This window comes from Embleya sp. NPDC001921 (genome assembly GCF_053594475.1).
Window position 1 is genome coordinate 1 of the sequence record NZ_JBSFEO010000100.1, and the last position, 14,554, is coordinate 14,554.

Consider the following 14,554-nt stretch of genomic DNA (forward strand, 5'->3'; position numbering starts at 1 on the left):
ACGCCCGGTCTCATTCCGAACCCGGAAGCTAAGCTCTCCAGCGCCGATGGTACTGCACTCGAAGGGGTGTGGGAGAGTAGGACGCCGCCGGAATCAACGTGTGAAAGGCCCGCCCCTTTTCGGGGGCGGGCCTTTTGCGTTTCCCGGATCCGGGCCTTCGGAATTCAGGGTTGCGATCGCGCACGCCCGAAGACACCGGGACCGGCGAGAGGCTTCCCGGGCCGGACCGGGCCGGGAAGGCCGGACCGGGCCGGGCCGCAGGCAGGCTTCCTCGGCGACGCGGCCAGGGACGTACTCTCGTAGTCCGAGACGGGGTTCGGGTCGGGAAGGTGTACCGGTGGGTGTGTCGCAGCAGGACGACGAGGTCGGGCTGTTCGGTCCCGATTCGGTGACGTGGCAGTTGCACGCGGATCCGGTGATGTGGGTGGCCGGCGTGCGGGCGCTCTATCTTCAGGCGTTGCATCCTCGGGCGGTGCGCGGGGTCGTGCAGAACTCCGACTTTCGCAAGGACCCGTGGGGGCGGCTGATCCGTACTGCGGACTTCGTCGGGGTGACGACCTACGGGACACGGACCGCGGCCGAGCGCGCCGGGGCGCGGGTGCGGCGGATCCACACCATGCTCAAGGCGGTCGACCCCGACACGGGACAGGCGTATCGCATAGACGAGCCGGAACTGCTGCGCTGGATCCACTGCGCGGAGGTCGGGTCGTATCTGTCGGTCGCCAGGCGGGCCGGGTTCCCGATGACGGACGAACGCGCCGATCTGTATCTGGCCGAACAGCGCCGCTCGGCCGAGCTGGTCGGGCTCGGGCCCGAGGAAGTCCCGGGCTCCGTGGCCGAGTTGGAGCGCTACTTCGAGGAGATCCGACCGACGCTTGCCATGTCGGACGAGGCGCGCGGCGTCTTCGATTTCCTGCGTCGACCACCGGTGCCGTTCGTGCTCGTGCTCGGGCGTGAGGTGTTGTGGCGCCAGGTCGCCGAGTCGGCGTATGCCGCGCTGCCGCGGTGGGCCAAGGATCTGTACGGGTATCGCGGGCTGCCGTCGACGGTGGCCCGCCCCGGACTCAAGGTGTTGCGTCGGGTCGTGGGCGCGGCCACGCCGGTGATTCGCGCGGTGTACCCGTCGGTGCACATCCGCGGCGCGATGGAGCGGCTGGGCCCGGAGGTCGAACCGTCGGTCTCCCGGCTGCCTTGCCCCGAGGCCGCCGGTACCGCCGGCACCGCCGGTTCTGCCGACGTTGCCGGCGTTGTCGTGGAGGCCACAGTGGAGAGCCGTCGGTAATAAGTAAGGTCCCCTTTCTTTCTGGGCGTGCTGCCGCCACAATGTACGACATTGTCAAGTAACTGGTCAGCTCGAAGGGAACCGCACGTGGCGAACGGCTTCTGGGCCCATGCGCAGGCCAATCCGGACCGGCTCGCGCTGGTCGACCCCGATGGCGCCGAGTGGACCGCGGGCGAGTTGTTCGCCGCGTCGAACCGGCTCGTGCACGGTCTGCGGGCGGCGGGGCTCGGTGCGGGCGACGTCTTCAGCGTGATCCTGCCGAACTGCGCCGAGTACATCGTGGCGTACATGGCCGCGGCGCAGGCCGGGATGTACATGGTCCCGGTCAACCACCACCTGGTCGGCCCCGAGATCGCCTGGATCCTCGCGGACAGCGAGTCGAAGGTGGTGATCGGCCACGAGCGGTTCGCGGACACGATCGTGGCCGCCGCGGACGAGGCGAAGTTGCCCGCGACCGCGCGGTTCGCGGTCGGCGCGGTGCCCGGCTTCCGGCCGTTCGTAGAGTTGACGGACGGGCAGTCGGCGGACCTGCCCGCGGATCGCGGCGTCGGCATGACGATGAACTACACCTCGGGCACCACCGGTCGCCCGCGCGGCGTGCGCCGGCCGTTGTCCGCGGGCCTGCCCGAAGACGCCCGGTACGGCGGCACGTTGCTGATCTACGGTGTCAAGCCGCACGACGACAACGTGCACCTGGTCGGCTCGCCGCTCTACCACACGGCCGTGCTCCAGCACGCCCAGCAGTCGCTGCACATCGGGCACGCCGTGGTGCTGATGGACAAGTGGCGGCCCGAGGAGATGTTGCGGGTGATCGACCGCTACAAGGTCACCCACACGCACATGGTGCCGACCCAGTTCCACCGACTCCTGCAACTGCCCGAGGAGATCAAGGCCAACTACGACGTGTCGTCGATGCGGCACGCCGTGCACGGCGCCGCGCCCTGCCCCGATCACGTCAAGCGGCGGATGATCGAGTGGTGGGGGCTGTGTGTCGAGGAGTACTACGCCGCCAGCGAGGGCGGCGGCACGTTCTGCTCCGCGCAGGAGTGGCTGGATCGGCCCGGCACGGTGGGCAAGGCCTGGCCGATCAGCGAGATCGGCATCTTCGACGACGACGACAATCGGCTGCCGGCGGGCGAGATCGGCACCGTGTACATGCTGATGCGGGCCGGGAAGTTCAAGTACCACAAGGACGAGGAGAAGACCCGCAAGGGCCGGATCGGTGACTGGTTCACCGTCGGCGACGTGGGCCTGCTCGACGAGGACGGCTACCTGTACCTGCGCGACCGCAAGATCGACATGATCATCTCCGGTGGCCAGAACATCTACCCCGCCGAGATCGAGAGCGCGCTGCTGCGGCATGCCGCGGTCGGCGACGTGGCGGTGTTCGGCATCCCGCACGAGGACTGGGGCGAGGAGGTCAAGGCGGTCGTCGAGGCGAACGAGGGCTTCGCGGCAGGGCCGGATCTGGCCGCGGAATTGCTCGCGTTCTGCGGGGAGCAGCTCGCCACGTACAAGCGCCCGCGCACCGTCGATTTCGTGGACGCGATGCCGCGCGACCCGAATGGGAAGTTGCAGAAGAGGCGGTTGCGCGATCCCTATTGGGAGGGGCGCGAGCGAGCGGTCTGAGGCGATATACGAATACACCGTCCGGGATATCCCGGGCGGTGTATTCGGCGTCTTTCTCGCGGGTGACGAATCTTTTCGAACCGCGTTCCGTCAGGCGGATTCCGGCGCGGCTTCCGCCGTGGCGTCGGATGCGCTTTCCGGGGCCGAGGCCACCGCGAGCGCCCAGGGCAGGTCGGGCTTTCCGGTGGGCGTGCGCTGCGTCCGCTCGACGATGCGCAGGACCCGGGGCACCTTGTATCCGGCGATCTTGGTGCGGCAGTGCTCCTGGATGTCCGCGAGGTTCGGCGAGCGGCCCTCGCGCGGCTGCACGACCACCGCGACGGTCTGGCCCCAGCGCGGGTGCGGGACGCCGACCACGATCGCGTCGTAGACCTCGGGGTGGGCCTTGACCGCGCCCTCGACCTCCTCGGTGAAGATCTTCTCGCCACCGGAGTTGATCGTCGCCGATCCCCGGCCCAGCAGGGTGATCCGGCCGTCGCCCTCCAGGCGGGCGTAGTCGCCGGGCACCACGTAACGGGTGCCGTCCGGGCCGGTCCGGAAGACCTCGGCGGTCTTGACCGGGTCGCCCAGGTAGCCCAGCGGGATGTTGCCCTTGCGGCCGAGGCGGCCCACCACCCCGGCGGGCAGCGGGTTGAGGTCCTCGTCCAGCACGACCGAGTCGGGCACCGCCTTCACGGTGATCCCGCTCTGCTGCTCGGTCTGGCCCTTCACCGCGACGCCCACGCCGTTGGCGCCCGATTCGGAGGCCCCGATGGCGTCGCTGACCACGATCCCCAGGCGCTCCATGAACTCCTCCTTCAGCGACGGCGAGAACAGCGCCGCGCTGGAGGAGAGGGCGAACAGGGAGGACAGGTCGTAGGACTCGCGACCGTCGCGCGGTTCGTCGAGGGACTCCAGCAGCGGGCGGGCCATCGCGTCACCGGTGATCAGGACGACGTTGATCCGCTCGGCCACCACCGTCTCCCACACGCTGTGCGCGTCGAACTTGTCGATCAGCACCACGCGGTGGCCCTTGGCCAGGTTCTGGAGCACTCCCCACTGGGTCGCGCCGTGCATCAGCGGCGCGATCGGGAAGGTGGTCATCTGGCCGTTGCGGCCCTTCTCGACCATCTCCTCGGGCCGGGATATGCGCTCGCCGTTGGTGGGGTCGATGCCGCCGCCGAGGGCGAAGATCACGTCCTCCTGGCGCCACACGACACCCTTGGGCAGACCGGTGGTCCCGCCGGTGAACAGCAGGTACAGGTCGTCGGCCGACCGCGGCTGGAAGTCGCGCTCCGGCGAGCCCGCCGCCATCGCGTCCTCGTACCGCACCGCACCCAGCGACTCGGCGGTGACCATGCCCTCGCCCGCCGGTTCGGTGCCGTCCTCGACCACCAGCAGGTGGCGCAGCGAGGCGACCTTGGGCGCGACCTCGGCGACCCGGTCGGTGAACTGCCGCTGGAAGACCAGCGCGACGGGCTTGGCCTGGTCCAGCAGATAGGCCAGCTCATCCGCGACATAGCGGAAATTCACATTGATGCAGACGGCTCGGATCTTGTAGATCGCGAGCATCGCCTCCGCCCATTCGATGATGTTGAAGGCGTAGACCGCGACATGATCACCCGGCTGCACACCGGAGTCCCGAAGGTGATGGGCGAGGCGATTCGCCCGCTCCTCCAGAAGGGCATATGTGCGGCGTTCACCGTTCGCGACGATCGCCTCGCGTTCGGGGTATTCCCCGGCCGCGCGCTCGAAGAGGTCGGCAAGGTTGAATTCCATGGGCGGAGCGTAAGGCGTGGGCCCGGCGATATTCCAGAGGCAATATCGTTTGGAGGCCCTTCGGAAACTGTGACGCTGTCGACCGCCAGGAACACTTGACTGGGGCAAAGATGTGCGGTGGGGCCGGACCGATGGGCCGGCGCGAGGCTCGGGCTCCGGCCTCGACACGGGCGCGGTCAGCGCGGCGCGTACTCCCGCAGGCGCGGGCGGGCGCTCGCCAGGACGAGGACCACGCACACCCCGAGGACCGCGATCGGGACCCACGGCCAGCCGCCGAGCGCGTCGTCGGCACCGTCGGTACGGCGCTCGAAATCGGCCAGGTTCGCGTTCGCGACCTGGGCGAGTGAGGTCTGGTAGTCGTAGAAGTCGAAGGCCAGGTTGCCTCGACCCACCTTGGTGGCCAGGCCGACGGCGACATCCAGCCGGCCCTCGGCCACCGCCGCGCGCAGCGTGCGGTCGTCGCGCCGGAAGGCCTCCAGGCGGGTGGCGACGCGCTCGTTGGGCACGACGCGCTCGAGCTGAGCGGACTTGGCGGCGAAGCTCTCGGCGTACGCCCGGGCGCGGTCGGGCAGGATCACGAACCGGCTCTCGTCCGCGTTCGCGTCCGAGGCGGTGGCCCGGGCCCGGGCCAGCGCCAGGAACGGATCGAACGCCTGCGTCTGCGCGTCGCGCAGGCGGGACGCGTGGTCGGTGAACAGTGCGGCGGCGGTGCCGGTGAGCGCGGCCACCGCGATGGTCACCGCGGCCAGCCCCGGCACGAGGACGCGGTGGAACCGGCGGGCCCACCAGACCTGGCCGATGATCAGGCAGGCCACCAGGACGAGGCCGACCAGCCCGACCGCCAGCGCGGCCCAACGCGCGTGCGTGCCGTCGGAGTCCGCGTCGGAGGCGAGCTTCTCCTCCGCACCGCGACCGAGCGCGTCGGCGGCCGGCAACAGGTCGTCGTGCAGGATTGTGGTCGCGCTCGCGAAGTAGTTGAGCGCGAGTATCGGCGGGCGCCCGGCCGGACGGTCCTGGACCTGTTCGTCGGCCAGCCGTGCCTGCGCGACGTACGCGTCGTAGCGGCCGAGTCCGTCGATCAGCGCGCCGACGGTCGCGGTGGGTGCGCCGCCGGAGGAGAGCGCCTGGATGTCGACGGTGATCCGGGCGCGCCGTTCACGCATCTGGCGCAGCGCCAACTGTCGATTGCCGATCGTCTCGTCCGAGCCGACCAGGAGGACGTTGGCGACCTGGGCGTCGAGGTCGGCGAGTGCGAAGTACAGGTCCGCGGCGGCCGCGGCGCGCGGAGCCGAGGTGTCCGCGACCTCGCCGAGCCCGGACCGGGCGTTGCCGGCGCCGACCGCGATCACCGCGGCCAGGGCGACGATGCCGACCAGGACCAGCGCGACGAACCCGTACACCCGGGCCGAGACCGCGCCGACCTGGCGCAGGCGCCGCAGCCGTACTCGGGGCATCCGGTCCGGAGCCGGCACGACCGGCGGGCCGGGCGCGACCCGCGACGGTGACGGCACGTGCGCGGGCTTCGGGGGCGCGGGTAGGGCGGTCGGGGCGGCCATACCGAAACGGTAGGCAAGCGGCGCGAAGGGCCGGCTATGAATCGGTGGCGTTGGCGCGAAGGTCGAGTGAACATCCGTGCGGTCGACGGGGGTTGGGGGTGGTGCGGAGGGGGTGGGGAGGGGCGGAGAGGGAGAGGGTGGTCCGGGGGAGAGGGTTGGGGGGTGTTCGGGGGCTCGGGGGGGGTGGTTCGGAGGGGGTTCGAGGGGCGAGCGGGTGGGTTCGGGATGTGTTCGGGGGTGTTCGAGTGGTGGTCTCGACTGACGCTTGGTCAGCCCTTGGTTGCGCCCAGTTGTGTCACCCACGCGGATGAACCGTGCGGCGTGTGCCGGCTATGCCCCCCGTTAACCGCTTTGGTGACGGTCGGATTCGCGCTGCGAAGGGCTGTTGCGGAGCAGTCGTTGGCATGTAGCGTTGTCCGCGGTTGCAGCAGTAGATGTAGTTCCCTCGCACGTCCAACGCCTGCGGACATCAACAGCCGTGGGCGTTTTTCGCTCCTCACAGCGAGGGCATCCCGGGGTAACGCGGGGAGTGGGACCACTCGACGGTTCGCGACCCGGGCATCACGAGGTGTGGTGTCTGTGGGTTACGTGAAGGAATCAAGACATGGCCACCGGTACGGTCAAGTGGTTCAACGCCGACAAGGGCTACGGCTTCATCTCGCAGGACGACGGCGGCGCTGACGTCTTCGTCCACTTCTCCGCCATTCAGACGAACGGCTACCGTTCGTTGGAGGAGAACCAGCGCGTGGAGTTCGAGGTCACGCAGGGTCAGAAGGGCCCGCAGGCCGAGATGGTTCGCCCGCTCTGAATCGGTCCCGCGGCTCCGGCAACGGACCGCAGACCTAGCAAGGCCCGCGCCCGTGCAGGGTGCGGGCCTTGGGGCGTTTTTGGGTCGGTTTGGGTTGAGTTTGGGTGGGCTGGGGCTTGAGGGGGCTCGGGGTCGGCTTCCTGGCCTTGGGTGACCCGGCCTTGGGTGTCCAGGGCTGGGGTGACCCGGCCTTTGGGCTTCCGGGTCTCGGTTTTTGGGTCTTGGGCTTTGGTTTTGGGTCTTGGGCTTGGTGTCGCCGGTGGGTGGCCGGCCGCATGGCGAGGGGCCACTAGCATGTCTGTATGGGTTTCCTGCGCCGCCGCCCCCCGTCCGGGCCGGATTTCGACGTTCTCGCCATCCCGTTCACCGACTGGCCCGGCTCCGTGATCGTGGCCATGTTGCCGGGGGAGGACGGCAGTTGCCAGGGGATCTTCGTCCGGTACGACCTGCTGGCCAACCGCGGCCCCGCGATGCTGATCGGCAACCTGCCCCCGGGTTCGCCCGCGCGTGAGGAAGGTGTCGGCCGGATCGAGGCCCAGCAGTTGGTCGCGGCCCTGGGCCACGAAGAGATGCCCGAGGAGTTGTCCACCGAGGACACCCCGGTCATGCTCGGCGACGACCTGCTGATCATCCGCAAGGTCAAGTACGCCGAGGGCCGCCTCGCGTGTGTGGAGTTCGACCGGAGCGACAACGTCCTGGTACGAATCGTGACGTGGGACCGGCCGATCACCGACGACGTTTTTCAGTTGCTGAAGCCGATCCCCTCGGACTCGTTCGGGGCATGAGGGCCGGGGTGGGCTGAGTCGCGGGTGGGGCCGGTCGGGGTGGCCGGGGTCGGGAGTGGCGCGGGCTGAGGGCCTGGGTCGCGGGTAGAGCCGACTGAGGTGCGCGAGTCGCGGGTTGAGCGGGTCGGGTGGCCCGAGTCGGGAGTGGAGCGGGTCGGGTGGCCTGGGTCGCGAGTCGAGCCGGCTGGAGGGCCGGGGTCGCGGGTGGAGCGGGCCGGGTGGCCTGGGTCGCGAGTCGAGCCGGCTGAAGGGCCGGGGTCGCGGGTGGAGCGAGTCGGGTGGCCAGAGTCGTGTCCCGCAGCGTTGCTGCTTGTTGGGCGACTTCGTCGCCGGCTCGCGAGGGACCACCTTTTTTCTCTCCCCCGCAAGCTCCTCCGAGAAAAAAGGCGGCCCCTCGCTCGTGACTTCGTGTCCCTCCGCTTCGCTCCGGGCCACGAAGTCAAAGTCTGCGGCTCCGCCGCTCTCCGCGCTTCGCGCGTCGATCACGAGGTCTCGCCGGTGTCGGGGCGCTGACGCGCCAAACCGCAGCCAAGCTCGGCGACCGAGGGAAAGCCCACCCCTTTCCGCAGCCAACCCACCACCGGCGGGCAGCCACACCGGGGGCCGCAGCATTCAATCCAAGCCCGCTCGCGTCCCAAACCCCTCGCGTCGCCCCTGAACCCCACCCCGCGCCCGCGCGACCTCAAGCGTCCACGCCAGGCCGAGGGCCGGAAACACCGGTGCCGGCAGGGAAAGACCAACCCTCGCCCACCACCCCCAGGGCCACGGGGCCAGACCACCCCACACCGCCGCCCCAGAGGCAACGGGTGGAGCGGGTGGGTACACAACTCGACGCCACCCACCACGCCCAACCCCCCGGCAACCACAGAACACGCTCACCGGGCCAGACCAGTCCCACAGCCCCACTGGCCACCCAAAACCCGCCGCCCTAAATCGCACACGCAACGGGTGGGCGGGTGGGCGCAACTGCAAAGCCAAGTGCATCGCGGGTGCAGCCGAGTGTGCCCGGGTCGGGTGGGCCCATCAGGGCCATGTGGCCCGAGCGATGGTCAGCGGGTGCCGATCGCGGCTCGGACCGCGCGTCGGACCATGCCGCAATCGTCGTGGAGGCGGCGGAGGAGGCGGCGTTGGTCTTCGGCGACGGGGCCCACGTCGTTGAGGCGGATTTCGCGGACGAGGACCAGCATGAGGTTGACCAGGAACGCGTCGCGGGAGAGGGAGCCGGATTGTTGGGCGGTCTGGATGATCTGGCGGCGGGTCATCGGGTCGCGGGCCAGGAGGGTCCACAGGACGGCCAGGTCGTAGCCGGGCAGGTGGTAGCCGGAGGACTCCCAGTCGACCAGTGCCGCGCCCTGGGCGGTGAGCAGGATGTTGGACAGGACGGCGTCGCCGTGGCAGAACTGCGCGGGCACTCGGCTGAGGCCGCGCAGGAGTTGGGCCAGGTCGCCGGCGTCGCGGTCGGTGAGCAGGCCGAGCTTGTGGTACCGGTCGACGCGGGCCGGGTAGTCGAACGCGAGTGGGAAGGACCCGGGCGGGGGCTTCCATCGGTTGAGCGTGGTGAACGCGTTGAGGACGGCGCGGACGTCGGCGCGGGCCATCGCGGTGCCCGGGTGGCGTTCGTTGGCGGCCGGTCGGCCGGCCACGTGTTCCATCACCAGGATGCGGCGCTCGGGGTCGGCGGCGATCAGGCGCGGGACCCGCACGGGCGGTCGTTGGCGGGTGAAGGTGCGGTACGCGTTGACCTCGTGCCGGAATCGCTGGAGCCAGTGCGGTGAAGGGTCGGTCAGGTACTTCACCACCACCGGGCCGCGACCGACCGAGCCGGACAGGAGCAGGGAGCGCGGCGTTCTCCGCAACACCGCCCCCGCGGTGAAGCCGGGACAGACTCGGGCCGCGATCGCGGCCACCGCCTCCGGACCCTGCTGCGCCATGCGAGATGCTCCCGGGCCCGCTCCACCGGCGGCCGCGGCCGTACCGGTCGCGACCGCGGCGTTGGCCGCGACCACGGTGTTCGTCGACGCCACCGTGCCGGGCGCCGAACCACCGGACGGGGAACGCCTGTTCGGACCGGGGGTGACCGGCCGGGAGGTCGCGGAACCGGGCGTGGGCGGGCGGCCGGGGGTGGTGGACGTCGTGGATGACATGTAAACCTTCCTGCGCTGCCGAGGGGCGGATCCGGCCGCGCGACGGGTGGGGGCCCACGTGCCGGATCCACCATCCACAACACTCCGAGAACCGGGTGGTGATCCACGTGGCGGACCCTGGCGAACCATGGCGAATCGGAGCCGGCTGCTCCGGACCGGGCTAGCCTCGGTCCGGCAGGCGACCTCGTACAGGACGCTTTCGAGCCACGGTCCCCACATCAACGGGCGGTTTGCAATGCGCCGGGAACCCAACACCAAACTGGTCGACCTCTTCGCCCTGACCGGGTGGTCCAAGGGCGAACTCGCCCGACTGGTCAACCGCCGGGCAGCCGCGATGGGCCATCCCCAGCTTGCCACGGACACCTCCAGGGTCCGGCGCTGGCTGGAGGACGGCGAGCGCCCGAGGGACCCGGTGCCCCGGGTTCTGGCGGCCCTGTTCACCGAGCGGCTCGGGCGTGTCGTCACCTCCGAGGACCTCGGCCTGACCGGTCGCCCCCGGCACAACGCGCAGGTCGTCCAGGAGGACCTGCCGTGGAGCACCGAGCGCACGGTGACCGCGCTGACCGAGTTCACCGGCATGGACCTGATGCTCAACCGGCACGGCTTCGCCGGCAGCGGCTTCGCGCTCGTCGCGGGGCCTGCCCTGGTGGCCAATTTCGATCGCTGGCTCACCCCCGGACCGGGCCTGCCCCACGCGCGCGGCGCGCCGGCCGACCCGGTCTCGTACGGGCTCGCCGACGCCGGTCCGATCGGGGCCGAGGAGGTGACCGCGCTGGAGAGCGCGGTCACGGTGTTCCGGACCTGGGACGCGGATCGCGGCGGCGGTCTGCAACGCAAGGCGGTGATCGGACAGTTGAACGAGGTCGGCAATCTGCTGACCTATCCCAATCCGCTGCCGGTCACCCGTCGGCTGTGGAACGTGGCGGCCGACCTGGCCGCGCTGGCCGGGTGGATGTCGCACGACGTCGGGCTGGATCCGACCGCGCAGAACTACTTCGTGATCGCGGCGCACGCGGCCCGGGAGGCGGGCGACCTGCCGCGGGCGGCCGAGGCACTCTCCCGCGCGGCCCGGCAGATGGTGCACCTGGAGCGCCCGGCGGACGCGCTCGCGTTGATCGAGTTGGCGCAGCGTACGGCGGGCGATCGGGCGGGAGCGACCACGCGCGCGATGTTCCACACCGTCGAGGCGTGGGCGCAGGCGGCGCTCGGGCGGGCCGCGGACTGCCGGCGCACCCTGGGCCGGGCCGAGGCCGAGTTCGGCCGGTCGCGCCCGGACGAGGATCCGGACTGGGTGGCCTTCTTCGACTCGGCCGATCTGCACGGCATGCAGGCGCTGGTGTACCGCACGCTCGCCGAGGTGGATCCCACCGCGGCCGGTCGGGCCCAGGAACACGCGCAGCGGGCCCTGGAGTTGCGTGCTCGCGGGCACGAACGGTCCAAGACCTTCGACGTGATCTCGCTGGCCTCCGCCTGTTTGTTGGACGGCCAACCCGACCGGGGCGCCCACCACGCCCGCCTCGCGGTCCGCGCCGCCGGCGAGGTCAGCTCCAAACGCACGTGGGACCGCCTGGAGGTACTGCGCAGACTCACGGACCGGTATCGGGACGTGCCGGAGGTGCGTGTCTTCCGCGAGGAACTCGCCGAAGGCTCATGACGCCCGAAGCCCGCGACCCGCCCACTCGACGCGACGGGTGGGCGGGTGGGAACGAAATCCCCGAGCCGAGCGCGGCGCTACCGCACGCACACCGCCATCACGCACGCGTCGTCCTCGTAGCGGGTGTGGCCCAGGCGGCTCAGCACCACGTCCACGCACGTCCTGGCGTCCGCGCCGAGTACTCGCGGGCCCAGGCCGAGGAGGGCGCGGACCGCCTCCTCGGTGCCGCGCCCGCGGCGCTCGACCAGGCCGTCGGTGAAGATCAACAGCACGTCACCGGGGCGTAGTTCGACCCGGTCCTCGACGAACTCCGGTTCGTCGAGCGCACCCAGCAGCACGCCGAAGGGTGCGGACAGTGCCCGTCCCACACCGTCGCGGTACAGCAGCGGCGGCGGGTGGCCGCCCTGGGCCCAGGTCAACACCCGCCGCACCGGGTCGAATCGCGCGCACACCGCGGTCGCCACCTTGTCCGCCGGCAGCGTGTGCACCACGATCCGGTTCAGCGCGGTCAGCATCGCGGCGGGCCCCGCCCCGGTCATCGCCACGCCCTGCAACGCCCCGCGCAGCGTGGTCATCCCGGACGCCGCGGCGACCCCGTGCCCGGACATGTCGCCGACCGCGAGCAGCACGTCGCCGCCCGGCAGCGCGAGTGCGTCGTACCAGTCGCCGCCGACCTTCGAGTCCTGCTCGGCCGGGAAGTACCGGGTGGCCACCTCGATGCCGGGCAGGCTGATCGGCCGGGTCCACCACGGCATCACCACGCGCTGCAACTCGGCGGCGATCCGGTGCTCGGAGCGCACCAGTCGGCGCTGGGCCAGCAACTGCGCCCGGGTCTCTGTCAACGCCTCCTGGGTGCGCCGCAGTTCGGTGATGTCGCGGAGCAACGCCCAGACCGCGTATGGGGTTCCGTCCGGGCCGAGCACCGGTTCGCCGACGAACTGGACCGACACCCGGCTGCCGTCACCGCGCACGATCCGGAACTCGCCCTCGGTGCCGTTCGCCTGTTCGAGCAGCTCGCGCACCAGGTCCGCGACCAACGCCCGGTCCTCGGTCGCCGCGTGGTCGGGCAACTCGGCCAGCGGCAGCGGGCCGAGCGCGCGGTCTCGGCCGAAGAGCGTGTACATCTCGTCGGACCAGCGCACGTCGTCGCGATCGAGATGCCACTCGGCGCTGGCCACCGGTCCCGAACCCGGCGCCGGTGGTGCGGCCGTGCGGCGCTGCTCGGGCAACAGCCCGTGCGGGTCCGGCTCGACGAACAACCGGCGCAGGTGCCGCCACGGCAGCACCACGTCCTCGACGTCACCGAGCGCGAACGGCGCGGTCGGCCCGATGTCCGGCGGCCGGACCGCGCTGCGTGCCGGGATGCTGGCCGCCAGGCCCGGATCATCGGCCTGGCGGTGCTCGGGATCGTCGGTGTCCAGGCTCAATCGAGCCAGATACTCCGCCGTCCGGCCGAGGCTGCCGGCGAGCAGATCGCACACCAGGCCCCGGCGGTGCGCGTCCTCGACGGCCGCCGCGTCCTCGCCCGAACCGCCGCCGGCCGCCCCCGGGCGCGGGCCGAAACCACCGCGCAGGGCCTCGAGTTCGGCCCGCATCCGGTCGATGTGCGCGAGCCATTGCGCCGGGTCCACCACGAGGGGTTCGTCCACGGGGTGTTCGGGCCGTTCGCGCATCCGCTCGCGCTCCTCCGGACATGACGAGGCAGGGTGCAATGACTGTCGCACATCAAGGGCCCGGACGCGGATGAAACCACGGTAACCATGATGCTTGTGGCAGATTGCCCATTTCCGGTGTCCGGAGATGGCGAAAGAGGCTCGATCGCGACCGCGATCGAGCCCCTCACCAGCCTTGACGAGCAAAACCCGACGCGGGCTCGACGGCCTTCGAACAACGCGCGGGGAAGGGCGGTCAGCCGAGTTCGTTGCCCAGGATGGAGATGAAGGAGACCATCTCGCCCGGATAGCCGCCGAGGTTGTGGGTCAGCGCGAGCTTGCGACCGTCCGCCGGGATCCGTCGATCCGCCGGCGCCTCGCCGCGCAGTTGCAGCCAGGCCTCGAACATCATCCGCAGTCCGGATGCGCCGACCGGGTGACCGAAGCTCTTCAGCCCGCCGTCCGGGTTGACCGGCAGCCGGCCGCCCAGATCGAAGGCGCCGGCCAGGACGTCCTTCCACGCGGTTCCGCGATCGGCGAACTGCAGGTCCTCCATCAGCACCAGTTCGGTCGGCGTGAAACAGTCGTGCACCTCGGCCATCGCGAGTTCCTCGCGCGGGTTGCCCACGCCGGCCTGACGGTACGCGTCCCGCGCGCACGCGGCGATCTCCCGGAACGTGGTGTAGTCGTACTCCGGGTCGATCACCCCAGAGCCGTTGCCCGCCACCAGCGACAGCGCCTTGATGTACAGCGGCTTGTCCGTGTACAGGTGCGCGTCCTCGGCCCGGACCACGATCGCCGCCGCCGCGCCGTCGGCGACGCCCGCGCAGTCGAACACGCCCAGTTGGCCCGCGAGTTTGGGCATCGCGGAGATCTTCTCCGGCGCGATCTCCTTGCGGAACTGCGCGCGCGGGTTGCGCGCGCCGTTGTAGTGGTTCTTCGACGCGATGTGCGACAACACCTCGCGCATCTCCGCCTCGGACACGCCGTACTTGTCGCCGTACGCGGGCACCACCATGGAGAACATCGCCGCCGCGGTGAGCGTGCGGGCGGTGCCGTCGCCGGGGATCGGGAAGGCGTTCAGCCCCTGGAAGCCGCCGTCCTTGACCTTCTCCACGCCGACCGCCATGGCCATGTCGTACGCGCCGGACGCGACCGCGTAGGCCGCCTGGCGCAGCGCGTCGGACCCGGTCGCGCACATGTTCTCCACGCGGGTGACCGGCTTGCCCTGCAGTTGCAGCGGCTTGGCCAGGGTCAGTCCGGACATGCCCGACTGCGCGGTGCCC

11 protein-coding genes and 1 rRNA gene are annotated in these 14,554 nt (G+C 70.8%); 7 read left to right on the plus strand and 5 right to left on the minus strand.

The window, feature by feature from the left end:
• From rrf to ACWCPW_RS50475, 3 genes are all read left to right on the plus strand, one after another.
• A 5S ribosomal RNA gene (gene rrf, locus ACWCPW_RS50465) occupies positions 1-93 on the plus strand; the annotation flags it as partial.
• 325 nt (positions 94-418) lie between these two features.
• Entirely contained in the window at positions 419-1,282 is an 864-nt protein-coding gene (locus ACWCPW_RS50470) for an oxygenase MpaB family protein (RefSeq protein WP_449768424.1), read from the plus strand.
• An 87-nt stretch (positions 1,283-1,369) separates the two neighbouring features.
• Positions 1,370-2,911, plus strand: a complete 1,542-nt coding sequence (locus ACWCPW_RS50475) for an acyl-CoA synthetase (RefSeq protein WP_449768415.1) — start codon at positions 1,370-1,372, stop codon at positions 2,909-2,911.
• A gap of 90 nt (positions 2,912-3,001) precedes the next feature.
• Here the strand turns inward: ACWCPW_RS50475 and ACWCPW_RS50480 are convergent, their stop codons facing one another.
• Both ACWCPW_RS50480 and ACWCPW_RS50485 read right to left on the minus strand, forming a co-directional pair.
• Entirely contained in the window at positions 3,002-4,669 is a 1,668-nt protein-coding gene (locus tag ACWCPW_RS50480) for an acyl-CoA synthetase (protein ID WP_449768416.1), read from the minus strand.
• A 176-nt stretch (positions 4,670-4,845) separates the two neighbouring features.
• Positions 4,846-6,225: a hypothetical protein gene (locus tag ACWCPW_RS50485; protein WP_449768417.1), complete on the minus strand. Its 1,380-nt coding sequence runs from the start codon at positions 6,223-6,225 to the stop codon at positions 4,846-4,848.
• A 604-nt stretch (positions 6,226-6,829) separates the two neighbouring features.
• Between ACWCPW_RS50485 and cspE the strand changes: the two genes are divergently transcribed.
• Positions 6,830-7,033, plus strand: a complete 204-nt coding sequence (gene cspE / locus ACWCPW_RS50490) for a transcription antiterminator/RNA stability regulator CspE (protein ID WP_020557813.1) — start codon at positions 6,830-6,832, stop codon at positions 7,031-7,033.
• A gap of 302 nt (positions 7,034-7,335) precedes the next feature.
• A complete protein-coding gene (locus ACWCPW_RS50495; protein WP_449768418.1) occupies positions 7,336-7,818 on the plus strand; it encodes a hypothetical protein in 483 nt (160 codons plus the stop codon).
• 1,049 nt (positions 7,819-8,867) lie between these two features.
• Here the strand turns inward: ACWCPW_RS50495 and ACWCPW_RS50500 are convergent.
• Positions 8,868-9,749 (minus strand): phosphotransferase, encoded by an 882-nt coding sequence (locus ACWCPW_RS50500; RefSeq protein ID WP_449768419.1) that lies wholly within the window; start codon positions 9,747-9,749, stop codon positions 8,868-8,870.
• On the opposite strand from ACWCPW_RS50500, the gene ACWCPW_RS50505 reads away from it, so the two are divergent.
• Both ACWCPW_RS50505 and ACWCPW_RS50510 read left to right on the plus strand, forming a co-directional pair.
• Complete coding sequence (locus ACWCPW_RS50505) at positions 9,748-9,966, plus strand: hypothetical protein (protein WP_449768420.1); 219 nt, start codon at positions 9,748-9,750, stop codon at positions 9,964-9,966. The two genes, ACWCPW_RS50500 and ACWCPW_RS50505, sit on opposite strands and share 2 nt — an antisense overlap.
• 231 nt (positions 9,967-10,197) lie before the next feature.
• Positions 10,198-11,616, plus strand: a complete 1,419-nt coding sequence (locus ACWCPW_RS50510; RefSeq protein ID WP_449768421.1) for a DNA-binding protein NsdB — start codon at positions 10,198-10,200, stop codon at positions 11,614-11,616.
• 77 nt (positions 11,617-11,693) lie between these two features.
• Here ACWCPW_RS50510 and ACWCPW_RS50515 read toward each other — a convergent pair whose 3' ends face one another.
• Both ACWCPW_RS50515 and ACWCPW_RS50520 read right to left on the minus strand, forming a co-directional pair.
• A complete protein-coding gene (locus ACWCPW_RS50515; protein ID WP_449768422.1) occupies positions 11,694-13,289 on the minus strand; it encodes a PP2C family protein-serine/threonine phosphatase in 1,596 nt (531 codons plus the stop codon).
• Positions 13,290-13,524: 235 nt separating this feature from the next.
• Positions 13,525-14,554, minus strand: a 1,030-nt coding sequence (locus ACWCPW_RS50520; protein ID WP_449768423.1) for an acetyl-CoA acetyltransferase, incomplete at its 5' end; no start/stop codon positions are given.